The organism is Pseudomonas sp. DP-17 (genome assembly GCF_022380625.1).
In the GTDB taxonomy this organism is placed as follows: Bacteria; Pseudomonadota; Gammaproteobacteria; order Pseudomonadales; family Pseudomonadaceae; genus Pseudomonas; species Pseudomonas nitroreducens_A.
The window spans coordinates 234,136-258,256 of the sequence record NZ_JAKSXG010000010.1; the positions used below are offsets into that span (position 1 = coordinate 234,136).

Genomic DNA, 24,121 nt, shown 5'->3' on the forward strand with positions numbered 1-24,121 from the left:
TCAACCTCACGCCAGATGCGGCGACGCCCGCGCCACCAGCGCCTCCACATCCACCCCGCGCGGCAGGGTGCCGTAGACACGACCGCCATCGTCCAGGCGGCTGGCGATGAAGGCGTCGGAGACCACTGAGTTGCCCGCTTCCAGCAGCAGCTTGGCCTGCAGGGCGATGGCGACGTTCTCGGTGAGCTGGCGGGCGCGGTACTGGATGTCCTGGGTGTCGGCGAAGGACGCCTTGAGGTTGCCGATGAACGAGGCCAGTCGCGCGTCGCCGTGGCCATCGCCCAGTTCGGCGAACAGCGCGTCGAGCACGCCCGGTTCCTTCGACAGCGCGCGCAGCACGTCCAGGCACTGCACGTTGCCGGAGCCTTCCCAGGTGGAGTTGACCGGCGCTTCGCGGTACAGGCGCGGGAGGATGGTGTCTTCGACGTAGCCGGCGCCGCCCAGGCATTCGGCGGCTTCGTTGATCATCGCGGGGGCGCGTTTGCAGATCCAGTACTTGCCCACGGCGGTGACCAAGCGGGCGAACTTGTCCTCCCGCTCGTCGTGCAGGTGGTCCAGGGCGCGGCCCATGCGCATCGTCAGCGCCAGCGCGGCTTCGCTTTCCAGGGCCAGGTCGGCCAGCACGTTCTGCATCAGCGGCTGCTCGGCCAGCACGCGACCGCCGACCTGGCGGTAGGCGCAGTGGTGCGCGGCCTGGGTCAGCGCCTGGCGCATCAGGGAGCTGGAACCGATCATGCAATCGAAGCGGGTCATGGCGACCATCTCGATGATGGTGGGCACGCCACGGCCTTCCTCGCCGACCATCCAGGCCAGCGCGCCACGGTACTCGACCTCGCTGGAGGCGTTGGACCAGTTGCCCAGCTTGTTCTTCAGGCGCTGGATGTAGAACTCGTTGCGGCTGCCGTCCGGGCGGTGGCGCGGCAGCAGGAAGCAGGTCAGGCCCTTGTCGGTGTAGGCCAGGGTGAGGAAGGCATCGCACATGGGCGCCGAGCAGAACCATTTGTGGCCGACCAGTTCGTAGGCCTGGCCCGGGCCGGGAATGCCCACCGGATAGGCACGGGTGGTGTTGGCGCGCACGTCGGTGCCGCCCTGCTTCTCGGTCATGGCCATGCCGATGGTGGCGCCGGCCTTCTGCTCGATGGGCAGGTTGCGCGGGTCGTATTCGGTGGAGAGGATCTTCGGCAGCCACTTCTCGGCGATGTCCGCTTGCAGGCGGATCGCCGGCACGCTGGCGAAGGTCATGGTCAGCGGGCAGCCGGTGCCGGCTTCGGCCTGGCTGTGCAGGTAGCTCAGGCCCGCGCGGGCGACCTGGGCGCCGGCACGCGGGTCGGTCCAGGGCATGGAGGGAATGCCGGCCTCGATGGAGGCGCGCATCAGCTCGTGGTAGGCCGGGTGGAATTCGATCAGGTCAATGCGATGGCCGTAGCGGTCGTGGGACTTGAACACCGGCTTGTTCTCGTTGGCCAGGAAACCCGCCGCCATCAATGGCCCGCCGGCCAGCGCACCGTAAGCGTCGAGCTTCTGCTCGGCGAAGCCGCCGTCGTAGCGACGCACCCACTCCTGCAGCGGCAGGTCGATGCGATAAAGGTTGGCACCGTCCAGCGGCGGCACCTGGTTGGTCACTTCATGGGTTTCGGCGTACTGGTGCAGGCTCATGGCGGGTCCTCCGTGGCGGTTGTGGGCGAGGCAGGCTTTGGCAGAACGGATGGGCGCGCCCCGACGGCGCGCAGGCAGAAGGTCACGAGGGCGTCACTGACGTCCTCCAGGGAAACGCGGGATTGCCCGGCATCCCGTGCCGCGCGGGCCGGTGGCGAGAGCGGGCCGATCAGAGCCTCGGCGATGGCGCCGACCAGGCAGGCGGCGGTCAGCTGCACCGGCTGCGGCTGGAATTCGCCGGCGGCGATGCCCTGCTCCAGCAGGGTGACGAACAGCGCGGCGTAGGCTTCGCGGTAGATCAGGCGCTGCTCGTCCACTTCCGGATCGACCGGTTCAGCGATCAGCGCAAAGGCCAGTTGGCGGCTACCCCAGGCGCGGGCGGCGAACTGGTGCAGGCCACGGTTCAGGCGTTCGGAGGCGCTGCCGGGAGCTTTCAGCAAAGTGCCCAGGGTATCGACTTCATGCTGGCTGGCGCGGGCGAAGACCTCGGCGGCCAGCTCGCCCTTGCCGCTGAAGTGCCGGTAGAGGCTGCCGGTGGCGATGCCGGCGTCATCGGCCAGGCCCTGCATGGTCAGCGCGGCGAAGCCGCCATCGGCAACCCGCGCCAGCGCCAGCGCGAGGATGCGCTCACGCTGTTCGCCGTCCTTTTGCAAGCGGGCCGGGGTTTGCCGGTAAGCCATGGTCTGAATCCTGATTCACTGCATGAAAAGCAGTGAATCACGGTTCAGACTTTGGCGAAAAGAGACATTCCCGCCACGGACGGAGCGGTTCTGGCCAAATCGCCACCGTCCGCCCTACGGATAAATAGCGCAGGGTTACCAGAGCGGCATCTGGTAGCTGACGATGACCCGCGTTTCGTCGATGTCGTTGCCGAAGTCGCTGCGGAAGGCGCCGTTGCGCACCTTGAAGCCGAGGTTCTTCAACGGGCCGTTCTGCACCACGTAGCCGATATCGGTGTCGCGCTCCCACTCCTTGCCGCGTCCCTGGCCATTGAGCAGGTCGATGTGGTCGCCCTGCAGGTAGCGGGTCATGAAGGTCAGGCCGGGCAGGCCGAGGCCGGCGAAGTCGTAGTCGTAGCGCGCCTGCCAGGAGCGCTCGTCCTTGTTGGCGAAGTCGCCGATCTGCACGAAGTTGGTCAGGTACGGGTCGGTGCCGGACAGGTAGGCAAAGCCGGTATCCCCGGACATGCGCTGGTAGCCCACGCCAAAACCGCTGCCACCGATGCGGTAGGTGAACAGTGCGTTGAGCGCACGGTTGTCGACGTTGCTGCCGCCGTCATCGGTGGAACGCGCCCAGCGGATGTCGGACTTGAGCGATTGGCCCTCGGTGATCGGCAGGGTGTGCACCACGCTCAGGTAGTGCTGGCGGTAGAAGTTCTCCAGGCCGCCGTAGTGGTAGCTGGTGCTGAGGTTGTCGGTCCAGCGGTAGGTGCCGCCGGCGAGGTTGAAGCGGTCGCTCTTGGTGTGGCTGCCCAGCACGATGTTGCGCTTGTTGCCACGGGTCATCGACAGGTCTTCCTCGTTGGTCGAGTCGCGCTGCTTCACCTGGCGAAGCTGGCCGAGCTGCGCGGTGAGACCGTCGATCTCGTTGATCTCGGCGAGGCCGCCCTGGAAGGTCTGCGGGGCCAGGCGGGTGTCGTTGTACTGCACCACCGGCAACTTCGGCAGCAGGGTGCCGACCTTCAGGGTGCTCTTCGAGGCGCGCAGCTTGGCAGTCAGGCCAAGGGAGCTGTAGTCGTCGGCGGCGCGCTTGTCGCTGGCCGAGTACGGCAGCAGGCCGGAGCCGGTGCGGTCGGGGCTGGAGTCCAGCTTGATGCCCAGCAGGCCGAGCGCATCGACGCCCACGCCGACCGTGCCCTCGGTGTAGCCCGACTCGAAGCGCAGCAGGAATCCCTGCGCCCACTCCTCGGATTTCGACTGCGCGGCACCGCTCTGGCGGTAGTCGCGGTTGAAGTAGAAATTGCGCAGTTCCAGGTTGGCCTTGCTGTCCGCGATGAAGTCCGCGTGGGCGAACAGGGGCAGGCAGGCGAAGCTCGACACGAGCGCCCGTACGGGAAGATTTTTCATTGTTGTTGTCTCTTCGTCAGGTGAGGTGAAGGCGGCGCCGCTGCTGTCTGGAAGTCAGTGCGAGCCCCTCTCCCCCGCCCTCTCCCTGAAGGGAGAGGGCGGGGGAGAGGGAGGCCCACGCGCTTGGCTCCCGGAAGCAGCGCTTGCTCCCACGCCGCCACGGTGGAAATCACTGGATCAGCAAACCCTCCAGTCGTTTGCGGATCAGGCCCTGCGCCTGCTCGACGATGCCGCGCAGCAATTCCTCGCAGGTCGGTTCGTCATCGATCAGGCCCTGGACCATGCCCGCCGACCAAATCCCCAAGTCGGTGTCGCCCTGCTCGTAGACCGTGCGCCCGCGCAGCCCGCTGACCAGCGTGGCGATGTCGGCGTAGGTGGCATTGCCGCGTGCCTCGATGGCCAGCACCTCCTGGCTGACGGCGTTGCGTGCGACCCGTGCGCTGTTGCGCAGCGAACGCATGATCACGTCGGTGGAACGCTCGTCGGCGGCACGGATCGCCGCCTTGACCTGCGAATGGATCGGGCATTCGCGGGTGCTGAGGAAGCGCGTGCCCATGCTGATCGCGTCGGCCCCCAGCGCCAGCGCCGCCACCAGCCCCCGGCCGTCGGCGAAACCGCCGGAGGCGATGATCGGCACGCTCAGCCGGTTGGCCGCCGCCGGCAGCAGGACCAGGCCGGGAATGTCGTCCTCCCCCGGATGGCCGGCGCACTCGAAGCCGTCGATGGACACCGCATTCACACCCAATTGCTCGGCCTTGAGCGCATGGCGCACGGCGGTGCATTTGTGGATCACCTTGATGCCGTGCTGGCGGAACTCGGCGATATGCTCGCCGGGGTTATTGCCGGCGGTTTCGACCACGCGGATGCCACCCTCGATGATCGCCGCGCGGTACTCGGCGTAGGGGATCGGCTTCTGCGTGGGCAACAGCGTGAGGTTGACGCCGAAAGGCTGGTCGGTGAGCTCACGGCAACGCGCAATCTCATCGGCCAGCGCCTGTGGGGACGGCTGGGTCAGCGCCGAGAGCGTCGCCAGCCCGCCGGCATTGGCCACGGCCGCCGCCATCTCGGCGCGCCCCACCCACTGCATGCCGCCCTGCATGATCGGGTGCCGCACGCCGAAGGTTTCGGTGAATCGGGTCTTGAACATGCGCCTGCCTCCGAAAGGTCAGATCGGGTCCCAGGAGAACACGTCCGGGCTGCGCGCCAGGTCCATGAAGCTGCCGCGCAATGCCGGCATGCCGTGCTCGGCGATGCTCTGCGGGGTCCAGCCGTTGTCGCTGTGCACGCTGCGCAGCGGACGGCTCTGGCTCATCAGGAAGATCTCGTGGTTGCGCGCGGCGAACACCTGGCCGTTGACCGCGCTGGCGGCGTCGGAAGCAAGGTACACAGCCAACGGCGCGTTCTTGTCCGGGGTCATGCGCTGGAGGTTTTCCACCCGCGCCTTCTGCTCCGGCGTCTCAGCCGGAATGGAGTCGGTCATGCGGCTCCAGGCGAAGGGCGCGATGCAGTTGGAGCGCACGTTGTAGCGCTGCATGTCGAGGGCGATGGACTTGCTCAGGGCGACGATGCCCAGCTTGGCTGCCGAGTAGTTGGCCTGGCCGAAGTTGCCGATCAGCCCCGAGGTGCTGGTCATGTGCACGAAGGCGCCGCTGTTCTGCGCGCGGAAGTGCTCGGCGGCAGCGCGGCTGACGAAGAAGCTGCCGTTCAGATGCACGTTGATCACCGACAGCCAGTCCTCGGCGCTCATCTTGTGGAAGATGGTGTCGCGCAGGATGCCGGCGTTGTTCACCACGATGTCGACGCGGCCGAAGGCGTCGATGGCGCTGGAGACGATGCGTCGCGCGCTGTCCCAGTCCGACACGCTGTCGGTGTTGATCGCGCCGTCGCCGCCGCGCTGGCGGATCAGCCCGAGGGTTTCCTCGGCCGGGGAAGCCGAGCCGCCCTCGCCCTGCAGGGACACGCCGATATCGTTGATCAGTACCCGCGCGCCACTGTCGGCCAGGGCCAGGGCAATCTCGCGGCCGATGCCGCCACCGGCGCCGGTGACGATCGCTACCTTGCCTTCGTTGAGTCGTTGGGTCATCGCTAATTCCTTACTGTTCGGTTCGTTCAATCGGAGAATTCGTTGCGCGCAGATCAGCTCGGCAGGCCGAGCACGGCCTTGGCCAGGATGTTGCGCTGGATTTCGTTGGTGCCGCCGTAGATGGTGGTCGGCCGTGACTGGATGAAGATGCCCGCCGGGTGCAGCTCGGGATCGTCGCTGAAGGGGTTGAGCAGCGCCGAATCCGGGCCGGCGATCTCCAGCCCCAGTTCGCTGATGCGCTGGTACAGCTCGGACTGGTGGATCTTCAGCAGGGACACGTCCGGGCCCAGCTCCTCGCCACGCCGCAGGCGTTCGGCGAAGCGCTCGTAGAGCGCCTTGTGGCAGTCCAGGTCCATGCTCAGCGCGGCGAAGCGCTGGGAGAACACCGGGTCGTCCCACAGGCCCTGGTGACGCGAGAGGCGCACCAGGCGCTCGAGGGCGAACGTGGCCTGCTTCGGCGAGCCGAGGAAGATGCGCTCGAAGCCCAGCAGCGCCTTGGCCATGCCCCAGCCGTGGTTGACCGCGCCGACGAGGTTCTCCTCCGGCACACGCACGTCGTTGAAGAACACCTCGCAGAATTCGCCCTGCAGTTCGAGGTTGAGGATCGGCCGCACCTCGACGCCGGGGCTGTCCATCGGCACCAGCAGGAAGCTGATGCCCTGCTGCGCCTTGGCGCTGCGCTCGGTGCGCGCCAGCACGAATATCCAGTTGGCCTCGGTGCCCATGGTGGTCCAGGTCTTCTGGCCGTTGATCACCCATTCGCCGTCACGCAGCACCGCCTCGGTGCGTAGGCTGGCCAGGTCGGAGCCGGCGTTGGGTTCGCTGTAGCCCTGGCACCAGATGTCTTCGCCACTGAGGATGCGCGGCAGGAAGCGCTCGCGCTGGGCGTCGGTGCCATAGCGGATCAGCAGCGGGCCGAGCATGGTGATGCCGCTGTCGGGCAGGCGCGCGCAACCGTAGTTCTCCATCTCCTCGATCATGATCAGCTGCTTGCCGGCGGACAGCCCCATGCCGCCGTGCTGCACCGGCCAGCCGGGGCACAGCCAGCCCTGCTGCGACAGCGCCTGGTACCACTCCCAGGTGTCGTCGCGGCCCAGGCGGTGGGCCGGGTTGCGGATGCGCTGCGGGTAGTTGGCGGCGACCCAGTCGCGCACCAGCCGGCGGAATTCGTCATCGCCCAGGGCGTTGTAATCGGTCATGTCACTGCTCTCTTGATTACTGGCCCCGGAACTTCGGGGAACGTTTTTCGAGGAAAGCCGCCTTGCCTTCGGCGTGGTCGGCGCTGAGGAACAGCTGGCTCTGGAAATCGCCCTCGCGTTCGAGCAGCAGTTCCAGGCCATCGGCGAGCAATGCCTTGGTCAGCGCCAGCGGCAGCGGTGCCTGTTGCTCGACCTTCGCGGCCAACGCGAGGGCAGCGTCGAGCGCGGCACCGGGTGCGCAGAGCTGATCCACCAGGCCGATGCGCAGTGCTTCCTCGGCTTCGATCACCTGGCCGAACATCAGCACCTGCCGCGCGCGGCCGATGCCGATACGGGCCGGCAGGGTGTGCAGTTGGCCAAGATCGGCGATCAGCCCGACCTTGCCGAAGCCGGCGGCGAAGCGCGCCGTGCCGCCACACACCAGGCTATCGCAGGCCAGCGCCACGGACAGCCCGGCACCCACCGCCCAACCTTCGATGGCGGCGATGATTGGCTTGCCCATGCGCAGCATCTGGCGGATCAGGTCGGCGTTCTTCTGCATGCGCACGCGGCCGGCGCCAAGGTCGGTGACGTGCATGTCGCTGAGGTCGCCGCCAGCGCTGAAGACTTCCGCCGAGCCGGTGAGCACCACGCTGCGCACGGCAGCATCAGCTTCCGCTTCACGCAGCGCTTCGAGCAGCTCGGCACGCAGCGCGGGGGACAATGCATTGCGCCGCGCCGGATTGTTGAAGCGCAGCAGGCGCACCGAGCCATGGCTTTCCTGCAGCAGCATCTCGCTCATCACGCCACCTCCGCATGCAGCAGGGCGATGTAGCGCGCCCGGTGGAAGGCCAGCGAGCCCTGGCTGTTGAGCAGCACCATGGCGCGGCGCAGGAACAGGCCGATGTCGGCCTCGTCGGTGTAGCCGATGCCGCCGTGCAGCTGGATCGCCTGGCGGGTGACCAGCATGGCAGCCTCGGCCGCACGGACCTTGGCGGTGGACACCAGGCGCTGTACCTGCGCAGTCGGCGCGCCTTCGTCCAGCGCGGTGGCCGCTTCGCCGACGATGGCGCGGGCCAGTTCGATCTGCAGCTTCAGATCGACCATGCGGTGCTGCAGCGACTGGAAGCTGCCAATCTCGCGGCCGAACTGGCGGCGTACGCCGAGGTAGTCGCGGGTCTGTTCGAAGGCCGCATCCATCAGCCCCACCAGGTAGGCGGCGCAGGCCAGTGCCGACTCATCGAGCGCAGCCGGCGCGGCTTCGACGAGTTGCGCGGGCGTGCCATCGAAGCGCAGACGCGCGAGGTGGCCGCCGTCCTGGGTCGGCTCCTGGTGAACGCTGAGCCCTTCGGCGTTGCGCTGCACCAGTGCAAGGCCGACGTTGCAGGCGACCAGCCAGGCATCGGCCGCAGCGCCCAAGGCCACATGGGCGATCTCGCCGCGCAGCTGGCCATCGCGCAGTACCGGCAACGCGGCGCCCGCCTCGTAGCCGATACCGGCGGGCAGGATCAACCGCTCGCCAGCCAGCAGCGCGTCGCGCTCGTCAGCCGGCAGTAATGGCGCCACCAGGCTCGCCTCGATCAGCGGCTCGGGCAGCAGGCCGCGTCCGAGCTCTTCCAGCAGCGCGGTGTACTCGGCCATGCCCAGGCCGCTGCCGCCCAGCTCTTCGGCGAGGCGCAGGCCCGGCCAGCCCATGGCGCAGACTTCGCCCCAGGCGTCGCGGTCAACGCCCGCCTGCTGGAAGCGCAGACGGCGCACCCGGCCCAGGTCGCCGCCGCGCGGGACCAGGGAGGCGGCGCTGTCACGGATCAGCCGCAGGCGCTCTTCGCGCTCCTCGGCCATCGCGGTGTGGTCGGTCATTTCATCATTCCCGTGTCGGTTGAACAGCTCCGGCCGCCGCGGGCCGGTACTTGAAACTGCCGGTGGCGCTGGCGATCAGCTCGCCGGCCTCATCGAAGATGTCCGCCGCGCAGAAGCACAGCGTGCGGGTGCGCTTGAGCAGCCGGCCGACGGCGTTGATCTCGCCGCGGGTGCTGCCCATGAAGTGGGTAGCCATGTCGATGGTGACCATCGAGCAGCCCGGCATCTGCGCGCGGATGGCCCCGGCCATGGCGGCGTCGAGCACGCTCATCAGCACGCCGCCATGGAAGCTGTCGATGTAGTTCATCAGCTCCGGTCGATGGCGCAGGCGCACCCGCACGACGTCGCCGTCGATCCAGCGTTCCAGGCCGAGGAACTCCTGGAAGGTGAAGCGGCCGCTGGGGAACATGTCCGGCCCGGGCGCATTGGCAGCGCAGGTGAGATCGGTCATCGCAGGCTTTCCTCCGTGACGGGTTGGCCCAGCGGGCGGGCAGTGCTGTGCGTCGACGCACGCGCAGGTGTGCTGGGCTGCGCCGTGCGCGCTTCGCGGTTCGGGTCATACAGGCGGTTGGGGATCAGCAGCGCGGGGATCAGGCCGGTGATGACGTAGGTAATGCCCATCACCAGGAAGCCCGCGCCGATGGACACATGGGAGGCCAGCAGGCCGATGGCCGCCGGGGCCACCGCCGCGCCGATGCGGCCGAGGTTGTAGGAAGTGCCCACGGCGGCGCCGCGTACCTGGGTGGAGAAGCTCTCGGTCATGTAGGTGGCCAGCACTCCCACCGGCACGCCGTAGATGAAGCCGAACAGCGCGAGGATCCAGACGATGTTGTCCGGTGTGTGCCAGAACACGATCACCGGCATGAAGATGGCGGTGCCGATGGCGCCGGCGGCGAAGGTGGCGCGGCGGCCGAAGCGGTCCGAGGCGATGCCGGCGAGCACCTTGCCGAGGATCATCGCGGTGTAGGTGCCGACCATGTAGCCGGTCATGGACTTGAAGTTCATGCCCAGCTCGCTCTCCAGGTACGAGGGCATCCAGTTGTTGGTCCCGTAGTAGCCGAACAGCAGGAAGCACGAGGTGAGGCTCCAGAGCACGAACATGCGTCGGGTGGACGGGTCGACCAGCAACTGGCGCATGCCGCCGCTGTTGGCGGCCTGGCGGGCAGCGCCGGCAGCGCGCTGTTGCGCCCGTTGCGCACGAGCGGCCAGCCACGACGGCGACTCCGGCACCCAGGGCCGCAGCGCCAGGCAGATCAGCGCCGCGCCGATGGCGGTGAAGAACAGCGCACGCCAGCCGTAATCCGGGATGATCTGTCCGGCGAGCACCGTCGCCACCAGGTAACCCACGGTCCAGCCGGCCTGCATGGTCGCTAGGATGGTGGTGCGGTACCTGGCGGTGACGAACTCGGACATCAGGATGTTGCAGGCCACGAACAGCGAGCCCAGGCCCAGCGAGGAGACGAAGCGGATCAGCGCGAAGGCCCAGTAGTTGTGCGCCAGGCCCAGCAACGCGGTGCCGACGGAGAACACCAGGATGGTCCAGGTCACCACGCGCACCCGACCGAAGCGGTCGCACGCCCAGCCGCCGTAGATGCCGCCGATGGCCATGCCGGCCAGGGTGATGCTGCCCAGCGAGCCGGCCTCGAAGTTGGACAGGCCGAATTCGACCTTGAGGCTGTTCAGGCTGTAGGCGAGGAACATCAGGTCGGCGCCGTCGGCGAGCAGACCCAGGAAGCAGAAGAAGAAGGCGATCACCAGGGTCCGCCGCGGTATCGCGGAGCCCTGGGCCAAGCTGTCGGATGCGTTCATTGTTGTTGTTCTCGCAGGTGAGTTGAGGTCGTCTTCGCGCTAGGCCATCCCGGCTGGTTCTCCACTGTCCGGGGTCAGGCGTACGCAGCCGTTGTCCAGCACCACCACATCGCGTTCGACGACGCGGGTGCGGAAGGAGCCGTCGTTCCAGATTTCGGTACGCAGGGTTTCGCCGGGGTAAACCGGTGCGGAGAAGCGCACCTGCAGGTGGGCGAAGCGCTCCGCGCGGTAGTCGGCGAAGCCGCGCAGCAACGCGTGGAAGGCCACGCCGAGGGTGCACAGGCCATGCAGGATCGGCCGCGGGAAACCACCGCGAGCCGCCGCCGCGGGGCTGGCGTGGATCGGGTTGTCGTCGCCGTTCAGGCGGTAGAACAGCGCCTGCTCCGGGCGTGTCGGCAGGTCGATGAGCAGGTCCGGCGCCTGTTCGGGCAGACGGTGCGGCTGGCTCAGCGACTGGCTGTCGCCGCCGAAGCCGCCATCGCCGCGCAGGAAGGTGGTGCCACGGGCGATCGCCAGCACCTCGCTGCTCCGCGCATCGCTGACGACCTTCTCGCTGTAGAGCAGCGCGCCCTTGCCGGCGCCCTTGTCCACCAGCCCGGTGACGCGGGTGCGGCCGATCACTTCGCCTTCCACCGGCAGCGGTTTCAGCCACTCGATGCTCTGCTCGCCATGGACCAGGCGCAGGGCGTCGACGCCGGTGTCCGGGTTGCCCAGCCAGAAGCCGGGATGACCGAGCACCACGGCCATGCAGGGCAACGCCTGGAGGTCGCGGTTGGCATCGACGAAGGTCAGCTGGTGCTCGTCCATCGGGTCCGTACCCAGGCCCACCGACAGTGCATAGAAAGCACTGTCGTGGCGGCTGAAGCGCTGCCGTACTTCGGGAATCGGGTAGTTCAGCAGGTGCTCAGGATTCAGCGCCATGGACCACCTCCTCCACTTCCAGCACCGCGTCGGCGGCCCAGGCGCCCTGCCCCTCGGGCATGGCGAAGACCGGGTTGAGGTCCACCGAGCGCAGGCGCGGGCCGGCCTCGGCAGCGAACTGCGAAAGCTGCGCAAGCACCCGCGACAGCGCCTTGATGTCGGTCACCGGACGACCTCGTGCCCCCAGCAGCAGCGGCGCGCCCTTGATGCTGCGGATCATCTGTTCAGCCTCGTCAACGCCGAACGGGCAGCGGCGGAACACCACGTCCTTGAGGACTTCGACGAAGATCCCGCCAAGGCCGAACACCGCCACCGGACCGAACTGCGGGTCGCGCTGGATGCCCATGAAACACTCCACGCCGCCCTGCAGCTGACGGGCCACCAGCACGCCGTCGAGGCGAGCGTTCGGTGCGTGTTCGGCAGCGCGTTGCAGCAACAGCTCATAGCCCTCGCGCACGGCCTGGGCGCTATTCACATTGAGCAGCACGCCGCCGATTTCCGATTTGTGCAGGATGTCCGCCGAGGCGATCTTCAGCACCACCGGGAAGCCGATCTGCTCAGCGAAAGCAGCAGCTTCCGCCGCACTCTTCAGCACCCGCTCGGGCGCCGATTCGATGCCGGCGCGGGCCAGCAGTTGCTTGGCTTCGGCCTCACCGGGCGTGCTGGCCGGCAGCTCGACGCCACCGGGCGCGGGGATCCTGCGCAGCGGCCGGGCGAAGGCCTCGCCCAGCTGGCCCATGGCCTGGATGGCGCGCACGGCGCGGGTCGGGTCTTCGAACAGGGCGAAGCCGGTCTTCTGGTAGGGCGCCAATTCCTCGCCCTCGCCCATCACCGAGACCACGAACAGGCGGTCCGGATGGTCGGCCTTGATCCGCGCGAATTGCTCGGCCAGGCGCGGGCCGATGGAGGCGGCGGTTCCGGCCTGGGTGAAGAAGGCGATCAGCGAACGGTAGCCGCCGTCCACCACCATGGACTCGGTGAAGTCGTGGACCAGGCTCAGGTCATTCAGCGCCTGGGCGGTACAGTCCACCGGGTTGAGCGGCGAGGCATAGTGCAGGCGCTGTTTCAGGCGCGCCTGGGCCGCTTCCGGCATCGGCGGCATGGGTAGGCCGACGTCCTCGGCGGCGTCGCTGACGATGATGCCGGCGCCACCGCTGACGGTGATCATCCCCAGGCTGTTGTTCACCGGGTAGATGCGCTGGGTGGCGAGGTAGGCGATGTCCACCAGTTCCTCGGTGGTGCGTGCGCGGACCACCGCATAGTCGGCCAGCACCGCGTCGAGCACCTTGTCGTCGCCCGCCAGGGAGGCGGTGTGGGACATCGCCGCGCGGCCGCCCAGTTCGCTGCGCCCGACCTTGTGCAGGATCACCGGTTTGCCGGCGCGATGGGCCGCTTCCAGGGCAGCGAGGAAGCTGTCGACGTTGCGGATGGATTCGGCGTAGGCCATCACGACGTCGATCTCCGGCGACTCCACCAGCCAGCCGATGGCGTCGCCCAGGGTGACGTCGGCCTCGTTGCCGGTGGCGACGCAGATCGGCGTGCCCAGCCCGCGCTGCCGCGACAGGCCGAGCAGGTGCGCGCCATAGGCACCGGACTGGGTGGCGATGCCGACGCGCCCGGCCAGCGGGATGCCGCGCTCCAGGCTGGTGGAGAAGAAGGCGTAGTAGCCCAGGTTGGCGTTGAACACGCCCAGCGCGTTCGGCCCCAGCAGGCGCATGTTGGCCACGCGGGCAGCCTCGACGATGGCGTCCTGCATGGCCACGCCTTCCTCGCCGACTTCGCTGAAGCCAGAGGAAAATACGATGGCGCTGCGCGCGCCCTTGCGCCCCAGTGCCTGGACGGTCTCCAGCACCTGTGGCGCGGGCACCGCGATGATCGCCACGTCCGGCGCCTCGGGCAGCGCGTCGACGCTGGCATAGGCAGGCAGGCCCTGGATCTCGGTACGGTTGGGGTTCACCGGCAGGATGCGACCGCTGAAGCCGTTGCGCAGCATGTAGGCGATGGGGCGGCCGCCGATGCGGTGCGGGTCGCTGGAGGCGCCGACCACCGCGACCGAGCGCGGCTGCACCAGGGGGGTGAGACTGGAGAAACCGGAGTGTTGCAAGTGACTCACTGACATGACGTTCCACCTGAACAAGTAGCGGGTGCCGGCCGTTTGTGGGCCGGCGCGAGGGCGAGCGCGTCCACGGCGGGCCGTCTGCAACGGCCACCGGGAGCGTCGAACCCGAATCTCAGAGCACGTTCTGGGTGCCGAGCAGCGCGGTGACCTGGCTGGACAACGTGCCGCCGTTGCCGTGCAGCAGCGCCACGTCGGCCTTCTTCAGCTGGCGTTCCCCGGCCTGGCGGCGCAGCTGGGTGACCGCCTCGATGATCAGGAACATGCCGTACATGCCCGGATGCACACAGGACAGCCCGCCACCGTTGGTGTTCACCGCCAGCTCGCCGCCGGGGGCGATGCGCCCGCCCTGGACGAAGCGGCCGCCCTCGCCCTTCGGGCAGAAGCCGAGGTCTTCGAGGAACAGGAGGGTATTGATGGTGAAGGCGTCGTAGACCATCACCAGGTCGATGTCCGAGTGCTTCACTCCGGCCATCTGCAGGGCGCGTGGGCCACTCTCGGAAGCGGCGGTCACGGTGAGGTCGGGCATGGCGACGATGGAGCGGTGCCACTGCGCACCGGCCGCGCCGAGGAAGTAGATCGGTGCCTTGGGCAGGTCCCGCGCGCGGTCGGCGCGCACCATCACGCAGGCGCCGCCGCCATCGGTGACCAGACAGCAGTCGGCCTTGCTCAGCGGGTCGCTGACCATCCGCGCGGCGAGCACCTCATCGATGCTCAGCGGGCCACGGGCAAAGGCCTCGGGGTTCAGGTTGGCCCAGCCGCGCGCCGCCACGGCCACTTCGGCCAGGTGCTCGCGGGTAGTGCCGTATTGATGCATGTGGCGGCTGGCGGCCAGGGCATAGGCTGTGATCGGGTGGCGCGGCTGGTAGGGCGTCTCATGCCATTGCGGCTCGCTCATCGACACCAGCTTGCCGCCGGCAGTGCGCTGGTTGGAGCCGTAGCAGATCAGCGCGGCGTCACACAGGCCGGCCTCCAGGGCGAGGGTCGCCTGCAGCAGGTGCAACTCGAAGCTGGAGCCGCCGACGTTGGTGCCGTCGACGAATTTCGGCTTGATGCCCAGGTATTCGCAGACCGAGAGGGTCGGGAAGGCGTGGGAGCTGGTGGCCGAGAATACCGCGTCGATGTCCGAGAGCTTCAGTCCGGCATCGGCGATGGCCTTCATCGAGGCCTGGCCGAGCAGCTCCATGGCGCTGTAGCCGTGGGCTTCGCCGATACCGGCGCTGCCGATGCCGACGATTGCGGTCTTGCCGCGCAGGACCTGGCTCATGGCTGTACCTCCGCCAGGGGCTCGAAGACGACGGCGGGACCGCTGTCCTGCTGGACGATGCGCGCCTTGACGCGGGTGCCGATGGGCAGGCTGAGACGGCCTTCGATGCGGGACATCATGCGCACACCCTCATCGAGGTCGACCAGGGCGACGTTGTAGTCACCGCTGCGGGCGCGGTTGACTGTCAGGGCATAGAGGGTGCCCAGGCCACTGGCGGGAACCCATTCCAGGTCCGTTTCGCCGCTGCCGGGCACCTGGGTGCGCGGGTAGAACACGTGCCGGCCGGTGGAGGCGCTGCGCTGCAACATGAAGCGCCCCTGGGCGAGGAAAGCGAGGTACTGCGCCTCGGGCCCTGGCATGTTGCGGTCGGGGAAATCCACCATCGAGGTTTCTCCTTTGTTCTTGTTCTGCCTTTGTTGCAAAGTGCGTTACCGCCCATGCCAAGCCAGCTTCACGGAAGCCGTTGCAGGCGTCGCAGGGTCAGAATACATTCACAATACTGAATGTCAATCAGAATACAGAATATGACCACTGAAAAAACCGTCGAAGAAGCCAGCAGCAAACGCACCGGCGGCGCCAAGGATGTCGGCGCCGTGGTGAATGCCATTCAGATCCTGCGCCACCTAGCCAACGCCGAAGGCCCCGAGGGCGCGACCGCCATCGCCCGCGCCACCGGCATCAGCCCGAGCACCACCTTCAATATCCTGCGCACGCTGAGCAACGAGCAGCTGACCTCGTTCGACAACGAGACCAAGACCTATCGCCTGGGCCTGGGCCTGTCGGAGCTGGCGGTGAGCTTCATCGGCCGCAGCTACGCCGACCTGATCCAGCCGGAACTGGAGCGCCTTAGCACCAACCACAGCATCCTGATCACCCTGTGGCAGGTCACCGACGATGCGCACATCCGCGTGATCGCCGTGTCCGCCCCGACCGTGGCGCACGTCAACGTTGCCGTGGGCTCGCGCCTGCCGGAACTGGTAGGGGCCGCCGGGCGCTGCATCGCCGGGCTGCGCAACCTGCCCGAGGATGAACTGCGTCGCCGCCTGACCCGCGTACGCTGGGAGAATCCGCCGAGCTTCGAGGAGTACCGCAGCGACGCTGCGGCCACCCTGGAGCGCGGCTGGGCCATCGACCAGGACCACCTGTATCGCGGCGTCAGCATGGTCGCCAGCGCGATCATCGACCACGACCGCCAGCCACGCTTCATCATTTCCGGCATCGGCATCAGCGCTCAGCACGACCGTGAAAAGCTGGAGCAGATCGGCGCCGGCCTGCACGAGACGGCGCGCTTCATCAGCCGCTCGCTGTTCCCACAGATTGGCACTGCGGAATAAGCCACTGAATATTCTTCATATGAAATGTCATTCATCCGAATGGATGAATTCAACGAAACCAGCGGAGCTGGCGCGGAACCGCACAACGCCCTCCGCACGCCGGCGCCCGTGTCGCAGCATTCCCGATGCGACTGATGGCAGCGATATTCGCCGCCAGGGGCCCACAGCCGCGGCTATCGCCGGTATCATGGCAAGTCTTGATGGAGTCCTGGCGGTGACCATCACGCGGAGAACGCCGTTCCCGCCGCAAGCCCGAATCCCTGTGCGATCCGGGCAGCCCGCCGCCAGAGCCCGCCAAACCCTCTGCCCGGATGCTCGCCCGCCTTGCATGGCTTGCGGCCTCCGCAGGTAATCCCATTGAATGAGGCAACCATGGAACAGAAAGACATCGATTGGGGCACGCTCGGATTCGATTACATCAAGACCGACTTCCGCTACATCTCCCACTGGCGCGATGGTCTGTGGGACGACGGCAAGCTGACCGAAGACAACACCCTGCACATCAGCGAAGGCTCCTCCGCCCTGCACTACGGCCAGCAATGCTTCGAAGGCCTGAAGGCCTACCGCTGCAAGGACGGCTCGATCAACCTGTTCCGCCCGGACCAGAACGCCGCGCGCATGGCCCGCAGCTGCGCCCGCGTACTGATGCCGCAGGTGTCCGAACAGCAGTTCATCGACGCCTGCAAGCAGGTGGTGCGCGCCAACGAGCGCTTCATTCCTCCGTACGGCTCCGGCGGCGCGCTGTACCTGCGCCCGTTCGTGATCGGCGTGGGCGACAACATCGGCGTGCGCCCGGCTCCGGAGTTCATTTTCTCGGTGTTCTGCATCCCGGTCGGCGCCTACTTCAAGGGCGGCATGAAGCCCCATGACTTCGTGATCTCCACCTACGACCGCGCCGCGCCCAACGGCACCGGCGCCGCCAAGGTCGGCGGCAACTACGCCGCCAGCCTGATGCCGGGCGCGCAGGCCAAGAAAGACGGCTTCGCCGACTGCATCTACCTCGACCCGGCTACCCACAGCCGCATCGAGGAAGTGGGTTCGGCCAACTTCTTCGCCATCACCCACGACAACGAGTTCGTCACCCCGCGCTCCAGCTCGGTACTGCCGGGCATCACCCGCCTGTCGCTGATGCAACTGGCCGAACAGCGCCTGGGCCTGAAAGTGATCGAAGGCGACGTGCAGATCGACGACCTGGCGCGTTTCAAGGAAGCCGGCGCCTGCGGTACCGCCGCGGTGATCACCCCGATCGGCGGCATCCAGTACAAGGACAACCTGCACGTGTTCTTCAGCCGTGAAGACGTCGGCCCGGTGACCCGCCGCCTCTACGAAGAGCTGACCGGCATCCAGAAGGGTGACGTGGAAGGCCCGGAAGGCTGGGTCGTCAAGGTCGACTGAGACTGACTTCTCGCTGAAACGCAGAACGCCGCGCTACCTTCCGGGAGCGCGGCGTTTTTCTTTGGATTGGCAGAGGCTCCGTCATTGCGAAGGAGCGGGCTCTTTCCGCGATGCTGTCCGGCGCGATGCGAACCTATCGAGGACGAAGTCCGCTCCTACGCATAGTCCAGCCTCAGGCGTGGCTGGGCAACGCCGGCTGGCAAAGCGTCCAGTCATGCAACAGCGCCTGCAGCTCCTCGAACTTTACCGGCTTGGCCATGTAGTCGCTCATGCCAGCAGCCAGGCAGCGCTCTCGGTCGCCGCTATGGCTATGGGCGGTGATCGCCAGCACCGGCAGGTCGGCGCAACGCGGCAGCGTGCGGATCGCCCGGCAAGTGGCGAAGCCGTCCATCACCGGCATCTGGCAATCCAGCAACACGGTGTCGACGGTCTCCCGACGCAGCAGCTCGATGGCCTCGGCGCCATTGTCGGCGGTGCGCACGCGATAACCGAGCTTGAGCAGCATGCCGCGGATCACCAGCTGGTTGATGGCGTTATCCTCGACCACCAGCACGGTGCACTGGTCCGGGCTGCGCAATACCTGGCCGCCTGCGCGACGCGGCGGCGGAGCGATGCCTTGCACCGGCTGGCCAACCTGCAATTCGAGGGTGAAGCGGCTGCCCTGTCCCGGCACGGATTCGTGGGCCAGCGTGCCGCCCAGCAGCGCGACCAGCTTGCGCGTCAGCGCCAGACCGATACCGAGGCCGCCGTACTCGCGGGTCAGCGAACCGTCGAGTTGGAAGAAGCGCTGATAGAGCGTGCCATCGGAGGGGGTAGAGAAGCCGATGCCGCTGTCCTGTACTTCGATGCGCAGCGCCAGCCCTTCATTGTTCGGCACACCGCCAACTCGCAGGTTCACGCCGCCCTGGTGGGTGAACTTGATGGCATTGTCGATCAGGTAGCCGAGCGCCTGGGCCAGTTTGCCGGCATCGCCTTCGAGGGTGTCGGGCAGGCTCTCGTCCAGTTGCAGGACGAAGCGCAGCCCGCGCTCCTCGGCACGTGGCGCATACTGCGCGCGCAGGCCATCGCACAGTCCGCGCAGGCTGAACGGCTCGCGGCGCGGGTAGAGCTTGCCGGCCTGCAGCTCGATCAGCGCGAGGATGTCATTGACCATGCGCATCATGTCGCGCGCCGAACCGGTGGCGGTCTTGTGGTACTGGGCCAGTTCGATGTCCATCGGCACCGTCTGCATCAGCTCCAGCGAGCCGATCACCCCGCTCATGGGCGTCCGCAGTTCGTGGGTGACGGTCGCGAGGAACTCGTCCTTCAGGCGGTTGCTGCTGGCCAGTTCCAGGTTCAACTGCTCCAGCTTGCGGCTGGTTTCCTGGAGGATGCGCGTGCGCTCCTCCTTCATGGCGTTGATGCGGTCCGCCAGCGCCAGGGACAGCAGGCCGACCTCCAGCGCCGAACCGATCTGACTGGCGTACATGGTGAGGAAGATGTTGGGCAGCAGGCCCAGCACCATCAGCGTGTTGATCACTCCGCCGAGCAGGAAGGCGCTCCAGGCGAAGATGAAGTAGCGCGCCACGCGCATTCCGCGCAGCCAGGCGACGATGCCGGCGGTGAAGATCACCACGGTGAAGGCCAGCGCCAGGTAGGTGGCCAGGCGCAGGGCGACGGCATAGCTGACCGTCAGAGCCAGCACCATCACCAGCGCGCCGATGCCCATCAGCACCCGCAGGATGCGGTCGATCCACAGGCTGTGCTCGCGGGTATGCAGGAAACTGCGGGCGAATTGACAGCCGAACAGCCCCGCCGAGCCGATCAGGAAGGGCGTGGCGGCGTTGGCCCACCAGGGACTGTCGGGCCAGAAGTACTCGATGCCCGCGCCGTTGACCGAGACCTGGTAGAAGCCGAACGAGGCTATATAAAGGATGTAATAGAGGTAGCTGGTGTCGCGGACGCTGAGGAAGATGAACAGGTTGTAGATCAGCATCACCAGCAGCACGCCGTAGATGATACCCAGCACATAGATGCGCTGCGGCTGCTCCTCCAGGTAGGCCTTGGACGACCAGAGCGTCAGCGGCGCCTGGATCGAGCCCTGGCTTTCCAGGCGCAGGTAGACGCGCAGGGGCTTGCCCGGCTCCAGCTTGAGGTCGAACAGGTAGTTGTTCTGGCGGATCGGCCGGCTGTCGAATGGCAGGGTGTCGCCGGTGCGCTGGGCCAGCTTGAAACCGCCCTGGCCGTCGGGCAGGTAGAGGTCGAGCTTGTCCAGCGGCGGGTAGGCCAGCTCCAGCAGCCAATTGGCAGGATCGCTCGAGGCCTTGGGCTGGTAGTCCAGATCCAGCCGCAGCCAGAACACCGAGCGCGAGTAGCCGGCGTTGAGCACATCGCGCTCGTGGCGGCGGAAGCTGGCGGCCAGCGCCGGCGAACTGATCTCGGCGATGTCGGCCGTGCCGCGAACATCTTCGAAGACATCCATCGCCCGCCCCAGGGGCAGCTGCCCGACGTGTTCGTCGAAGCTGATGGCGCTCGCCACTGGCGAGAGGATGAGTAGGATCAGAAAGATCAACCAGTGCCGCATGGTGCCCCGCCGTTGCCGCCGACAGCTGCGCCGGAGATCCCCATCTCCCGCTTTGGCGCGCCGTGGTGGCGTTGTGTTGGAATCGGCGAACTCTAGCACAGGCCTTGTGCCACGTGACATTCGACCATTCGGGCAGGGCGTGGCCAGGCGTTGCGCACTGGACCGCCCGGTCAGCTCAGCAGCCCATTTTGGTGATAAGCTCCCGCGCCATGAAAACACCTGCCTCCCGTCCCGTAGTGCTCTGCCTGTCCGGCCACGACCCCAGTGGCGGTGCCGGCCTGCAGGCCGATATCGAAGCCCTGATCGCCCAAGGCTGCCATGCGGCGCCGACCGTCACTGCGCTGACCGTTCAGGATACTGTCAACGTTTCCGACTTCCGCGTGCTCGACCGCGAGTGGGTGCTGGCCCAGGCCAACGCCGTGATCGCCGACCTGCCGGTGGCCGCGGTCAAGCTGGGCATGCTCGGCTCGGTGCAGATGGTCGACACCGTGGTCGAAATCATGCAGTCGCTGCCGGGCATCCCGCTGGTCTGCGACCCGGTGCTGCGCGCCGGCGGCGGCGGCTCGCTGGGCAAGGACGACGTCGGCTACGCCATGCGCGAACGCCTGCTGCCAATCGCCGCTGTGGCGACGCCGAACCTGCCCGAAGCGCGCATCCTTGCCGAACTGCCCGAGGGCACCGCGGACGAGTGCGCCGACAAGCTGCTGCCGTATATCCAGACCCTGCTGATCACCGGTGGCCATGGCGACGAGTCCGAGGTGCACAATCGCCTGTACACCCGCGACGGCCAGCGCCACACCTTCACCTGCCAGCGCCTGCCCGGCAGCTACCATGGTTCGGGCTGCACCCTGGCGAGTACCCTCGCCGGCCGCCTGGCCCTGGGGGAGGAACTGGTGAGCGCGGTGCGCAGCGCCCTGGACTACACCTGGCGCACCCTGCGCGACGCGGAAGCACCAGGCCACGGCCAGTACGTGCCGCGCCGCCTGCCGCTGGACTATTGCTCTTAATATGTGCGGCGCCTGCCGCAGCGGGCGCCTGAAATCGAGGTTGTGATGAAACTGCGCGGACTCTACGCCATCACCGACAGCCAGCTGCTCGACGGCGGCCGCCTGCTGCCCTACGTCGAAGCCGCCCTGAAGGGCGGCGCCAAACTGCTGCAGTACCGCGACAAGTCCGACGACGCCTCGCGCCGCCTGCGCGAAGCCGAGGCCCTGCGCGAACTCTGCGCGCGCTACGGCGCCACGCTGCTGATCAACGACGACGCCGAACTGGCCGCGCGCCTGGGCGTCAGCGTGCACCTGGGGCAGACCGACGGCTCGCTGGCCGCCGCCCGCGCCCTGCTTGGCCGCAACGCGGTCATCGGCGGCACCTGCCACGCCAGCCTCGAGATGGCCGAGAAGGCTATCGCCGAAGGCGCCAGCTACGTCGCCTTCGGCCGCTTCTTCGCCTCCCAGACCAAACCCGGTGCCTCCGCCGCCAGCGTCGAGCTGCTGGAACAGGCCAGGGCCCGCTTCAACGTGCCGCTGGTGGCCATCGGCGGTGTGACCCTGGATAACGCACCCGAGCTGATCGCCCGTGGCGCCGACATGATCGCCGTGATCCACGCCCTGTTCGCTGCCGACACCCCGGCCGAAGTCGAACAGCGCGCCCGCGCCTTCAGCCAACTCTTCGAAACCCGCTGAGCGCCACGCGCCCAGCCCTTCACCGCTTCGCGAGGTACACCATGTCCCGTTCCGAAACGCTTTTCGCCAATGCCCAGAAACACATCCCCGGTGGCGTCAACTCGCCGGTGCGCGCGTTCAAGAGCGTCGGCGGCACCCCGCTGTTCTTCAAGCACGCGGAAGGCGCCTACGTGGTGGACGAGGATGACAAGCGCTACGTCGACTACGTCGGCTCCTGGGGCCCGATGATCCTCGGCCACAGCCACCCGGACGTCCTCGACGCCGTGCGCAAGCAGCTCGACCACGGCCTGTCCTACGGCGCGCCGACTGCGCTGGAAGTGGAAATGGCCGATCTGGTCTGCTCCCTGGTCCCGTCGATGGACATGGTGCGCATGGTCAGCTCCGGCACCGAAGCCACCATGAGCGCCATCCGCCTGGCCCGTGGCTACACCGGCCGCGACAGCATCATCAAGTTCGAAGGCTGCTACCACGGCCACTCCGACAGCCTGCTGGTAAAAGCCGGCTCCGGCGCCCTGACCTTCGGCGTACCGAACTCCCCGGGCGTGCCGGCGGCCTTTGCCAAGCACACCCTGACCCTGCCCTACAACGACATCGCGGCGGTGGAAAAGACCCTGGCTGAAGTCGGCAAGGAAGTGGCGTGCATCATCGTCGAGCCGGTCGCCGGCAACATGAACTGCGTGCCGCCGACCGCCGGCTTCCTCGAAGGCCTGCGCAGCCTGTGCGACCAGTACGGCGTGGTGCTGATCTTCGACGAAGTCATGACCGGCTTCCGCGTGGCCCTGGGCGGTGCGCAGGCGCACTACGGCATCACCCCGGACCTGTCGACCTTCGGCAAGATCATTGGCGGCGGCATGCCGGTGGGCGCCTTCGGCGGCAAGCGCGAGATCATGGAGCACATCTCTCCGCTCGGCCCGGTCTACCAGGCCGGCACCCTGTCGGGCAACCCGCTGGCCATGGCCGCCGGCCTGACCACCCTGCGCCTGATCAGCCGCCCCAGCTTCCACGACGAGCTGACCCGCTACACCACCCGCATGCTGCAAGGCCTGCAGGACCGTGCCGACGCAGCCGGCGTGCCGTTCGTGACCACCCAGGCGGGTGCCGCGATGTTCGGCCTGTACTTCAGCGGCGCCGACGACATCATCACCTTCGAAGACGTCATGGGCAGCGACGTGGAGCGCTTCAAGCGCTTCTTCCACCTGATGCTGGACGCAGGCGTCTACCTCGCGCCGAGCGCCTTCGAGGCCGGCTTCACCTCCATCGCCCACGGCGAAACCGAGCTGAAGCTGACCCTGGACGCCGCCGAGCGCGCCTTCGCCGCCCTCAAGTGATGCCCCTTGCGAAGGCGCCCGAGCGGGCGCCTTCCGCCCTGCCTCGCCGCTCCGAGGGCTTTACCCGCTCTTTACGCCGCCCACAAGCCGTCGCCGCTTTCTGATAAAAAAACAGAAAAGAAGGTAAAGACTTTGTAAGGAAGCGCCTGCTTATTTCATAATGTGAAGGCTGGCGCATTTCGCTGGCCGGGTTTTACCCGCCCCGATCCTGGAGGCCGTTTCTCCCCATGTACCGTTCCGGTCGCACCCTGCTGGGTTGCCTGTTGCTCGCACTGCCCCTGTTCACTCAGGCGGGCGGCAACTCGCTGCTGATTCCAGCCACCGGACGCTGCACCCTGAATACCGTGCCGGAACAGCTGCAACAGGCCCTGGCCAGCTGCCAGCAGGCCGCCAATGCCGGCGACGCCCAGGCACAGTTCGAACTGGGGGAATTCTTCTACACCGGCGAGCGCGCCCCGCGCGACTTCCAGGCTGCACTGCACTGGTACGAGAAGGCTTCGCTGCAGGGCCACGCCGACGCACAGCTGCGCCTGGGCACCATGTTCTTCCGCGGCGAAGGCGTGAAGGCCAACAACGTGCAGGCCTACATCGTGCTGAAGATGGCCGCGGTCAACGGCGCCGAAGACGCCATGGACAGCGCCGATCTGGTTGCCGAGCAGATGAACAAGGACGAACTGGACATCGCCACCAAGGTGCTCGGGCAGATTTTCCGCAACTACCTGATCGAATTGCAGACTGCCGGCAATTCGCCGTTCTCGCCACTGCCCTGATTCACCGCCCGCCTTTCTCGCAGGGCGCACAACGCGCCAGCGTTATCCGCCACGTGCGCAGGCGGCGGATAACCTGTTTCAGGTTATTCCCCT

General features: G+C 67.3%; 21 protein-coding genes. 6 read left to right on the top strand and 15 right to left on the bottom strand.

Going from position 1 to position 24,121, the window contains the following annotated elements:
• Positions 1-6: 6 nt before the first annotated feature.
• From MJ122_RS17735 to MJ122_RS17800, 14 genes are all read right to left on the bottom strand, one after another.
• On the bottom strand, positions 7-1,656 hold the full coding sequence (locus MJ122_RS17735; protein ID WP_239745007.1) for an acyl-CoA dehydrogenase family protein: 1,650 nt from the start codon (positions 1,654-1,656) through the stop codon (positions 7-9).
• Entirely contained in the window at positions 1,653-2,336 is a 684-nt protein-coding gene (locus tag MJ122_RS17740; RefSeq protein ID WP_239745009.1) for a TetR family transcriptional regulator, read from the bottom strand. Before MJ122_RS17740 ends, MJ122_RS17735 begins: the two co-directional genes overlap by 4 nt.
• Positions 2,337-2,471: 135 nt before the next feature.
• The gene (locus MJ122_RS17745) at positions 2,472-3,722 is read right to left on the bottom strand and encodes an OprD family porin (protein WP_239745011.1); all 1,251 of its coding nucleotides are present in this window, start codon (positions 3,720-3,722) and stop codon (positions 2,472-2,474) included.
• 169 nt (positions 3,723-3,891) lie between these two features.
• A complete protein-coding gene (locus tag MJ122_RS17750; RefSeq protein ID WP_239745025.1) occupies positions 3,892-4,869 on the bottom strand; it encodes an NADH:ubiquinone reductase in 978 nt (325 codons plus the stop codon).
• An 18-nt stretch (positions 4,870-4,887) separates the two neighbouring features.
• Complete coding sequence (locus MJ122_RS17755; RefSeq protein WP_015475457.1) at positions 4,888-5,805, bottom strand: SDR family NAD(P)-dependent oxidoreductase; 918 nt, start codon at positions 5,803-5,805, stop codon at positions 4,888-4,890.
• A 53-nt stretch (positions 5,806-5,858) separates the two neighbouring features.
• Positions 5,859-7,004, bottom strand: coding sequence for an acyl-CoA dehydrogenase family protein (locus MJ122_RS17760; RefSeq protein WP_239745028.1), 1,146 nt, complete (start codon positions 7,002-7,004; stop codon positions 5,859-5,861).
• Between the two features lie 16 nt (positions 7,005-7,020).
• Positions 7,021-7,776 carry an enoyl-CoA hydratase/isomerase family protein gene (locus MJ122_RS17765; protein WP_239745390.1) on the bottom strand — a complete coding sequence of 252 codons (756 nt, stop codon included), beginning with the start codon at positions 7,774-7,776 and terminating at the stop codon, positions 7,021-7,023.
• 8 nt (positions 7,777-7,784) lie between these two features.
• Positions 7,785-8,843 (bottom strand): acyl-CoA dehydrogenase family protein, encoded by a 1,059-nt coding sequence (locus MJ122_RS17770; protein WP_239745029.1) that lies wholly within the window; start codon positions 8,841-8,843, stop codon positions 7,785-7,787.
• 4 nt (positions 8,844-8,847) lie between these two features.
• Positions 8,848-9,252 (bottom strand): PaaI family thioesterase, encoded by a 405-nt coding sequence (locus tag MJ122_RS17775; RefSeq protein ID WP_239745399.1) that lies wholly within the window; start codon positions 9,250-9,252, stop codon positions 8,848-8,850.
• Between the two features lie 38 nt (positions 9,253-9,290).
• The gene (locus MJ122_RS17780; RefSeq protein ID WP_239745032.1) at positions 9,291-10,652 is read right to left on the bottom strand and encodes an MFS transporter; all 1,362 of its coding nucleotides are present in this window, start codon (positions 10,650-10,652) and stop codon (positions 9,291-9,293) included.
• 39 nt (positions 10,653-10,691) lie between these two features.
• Positions 10,692-11,573, bottom strand: coding sequence for a MaoC/PaaZ C-terminal domain-containing protein (locus MJ122_RS17785; RefSeq protein WP_239745033.1), 882 nt, complete (start codon positions 11,571-11,573; stop codon positions 10,692-10,694).
• On the bottom strand, positions 11,557-13,692 hold the full coding sequence (locus MJ122_RS17790) for an acetate--CoA ligase family protein (RefSeq protein ID WP_239745035.1): 2,136 nt from the start codon (positions 13,690-13,692) through the stop codon (positions 11,557-11,559). Before MJ122_RS17790 ends, MJ122_RS17785 begins: the two co-directional genes overlap by 17 nt.
• A 112-nt stretch (positions 13,693-13,804) precedes the next feature.
• Entirely contained in the window at positions 13,805-14,956 is a 1,152-nt protein-coding gene (locus MJ122_RS17795; RefSeq protein WP_088421401.1) for a thiolase, read from the bottom strand.
• Entirely contained in the window at positions 14,953-15,339 is a 387-nt protein-coding gene (locus MJ122_RS17800; protein ID WP_141099382.1) for an OB-fold domain-containing protein, read from the bottom strand. The genes MJ122_RS17795 and MJ122_RS17800 overlap by 4 nt, the downstream gene beginning before the upstream one ends.
• 141 nt (positions 15,340-15,480) lie before the next feature.
• Between MJ122_RS17800 and MJ122_RS17805 the strand changes: the two genes are divergently transcribed.
• Together MJ122_RS17805 and MJ122_RS17810 are read left to right on the top strand one after the other, a co-directional pair.
• Positions 15,481-16,290, top strand: a complete 810-nt coding sequence (locus tag MJ122_RS17805) for an IclR family transcriptional regulator (protein WP_088421402.1) — start codon at positions 15,481-15,483, stop codon at positions 16,288-16,290.
• 372 nt (positions 16,291-16,662) lie between these two features.
• Entirely contained in the window at positions 16,663-17,685 is a 1,023-nt protein-coding gene (locus tag MJ122_RS17810) for a branched-chain amino acid aminotransferase (RefSeq protein WP_017521793.1), read from the top strand.
• 172 nt (positions 17,686-17,857) lie between these two features.
• Here MJ122_RS17810 and MJ122_RS17815 read toward each other — a convergent pair whose 3' ends face one another.
• Positions 17,858-20,248, bottom strand: a complete 2,391-nt coding sequence (locus MJ122_RS17815; RefSeq protein WP_239745036.1) for a hybrid sensor histidine kinase/response regulator — start codon at positions 20,246-20,248, stop codon at positions 17,858-17,860.
• Between the two features lie 209 nt (positions 20,249-20,457).
• Here MJ122_RS17815 and MJ122_RS17820 point away from each other — a divergent pair, with 209 nt between their 5' ends.
• From MJ122_RS17820 to MJ122_RS17835, 4 genes are all read left to right on the top strand, one after another.
• Positions 20,458-21,255: a hydroxymethylpyrimidine/phosphomethylpyrimidine kinase gene (locus tag MJ122_RS17820; protein WP_026079345.1), complete on the top strand. Its 798-nt coding sequence runs from the start codon at positions 20,458-20,460 to the stop codon at positions 21,253-21,255.
• 45 nt (positions 21,256-21,300) lie between these two features.
• The gene (thiE, locus tag MJ122_RS17825) at positions 21,301-21,930 is read left to right on the top strand and encodes a thiamine phosphate synthase (protein ID WP_017521796.1); all 630 of its coding nucleotides are present in this window, start codon (positions 21,301-21,303) and stop codon (positions 21,928-21,930) included.
• Positions 21,931-21,971: 41 nt separating this feature from the next.
• Complete coding sequence (hemL, locus tag MJ122_RS17830) at positions 21,972-23,258, top strand: glutamate-1-semialdehyde 2,1-aminomutase (RefSeq protein ID WP_239745038.1); 1,287 nt, start codon at positions 21,972-21,974, stop codon at positions 23,256-23,258.
• Between the two features lie 227 nt (positions 23,259-23,485).
• On the top strand, positions 23,486-24,028 hold the full coding sequence (locus MJ122_RS17835) for a tetratricopeptide repeat protein (RefSeq protein ID WP_017521798.1): 543 nt from the start codon (positions 23,486-23,488) through the stop codon (positions 24,026-24,028).
• Positions 24,029-24,121: the final 93 nt, after the last annotated feature.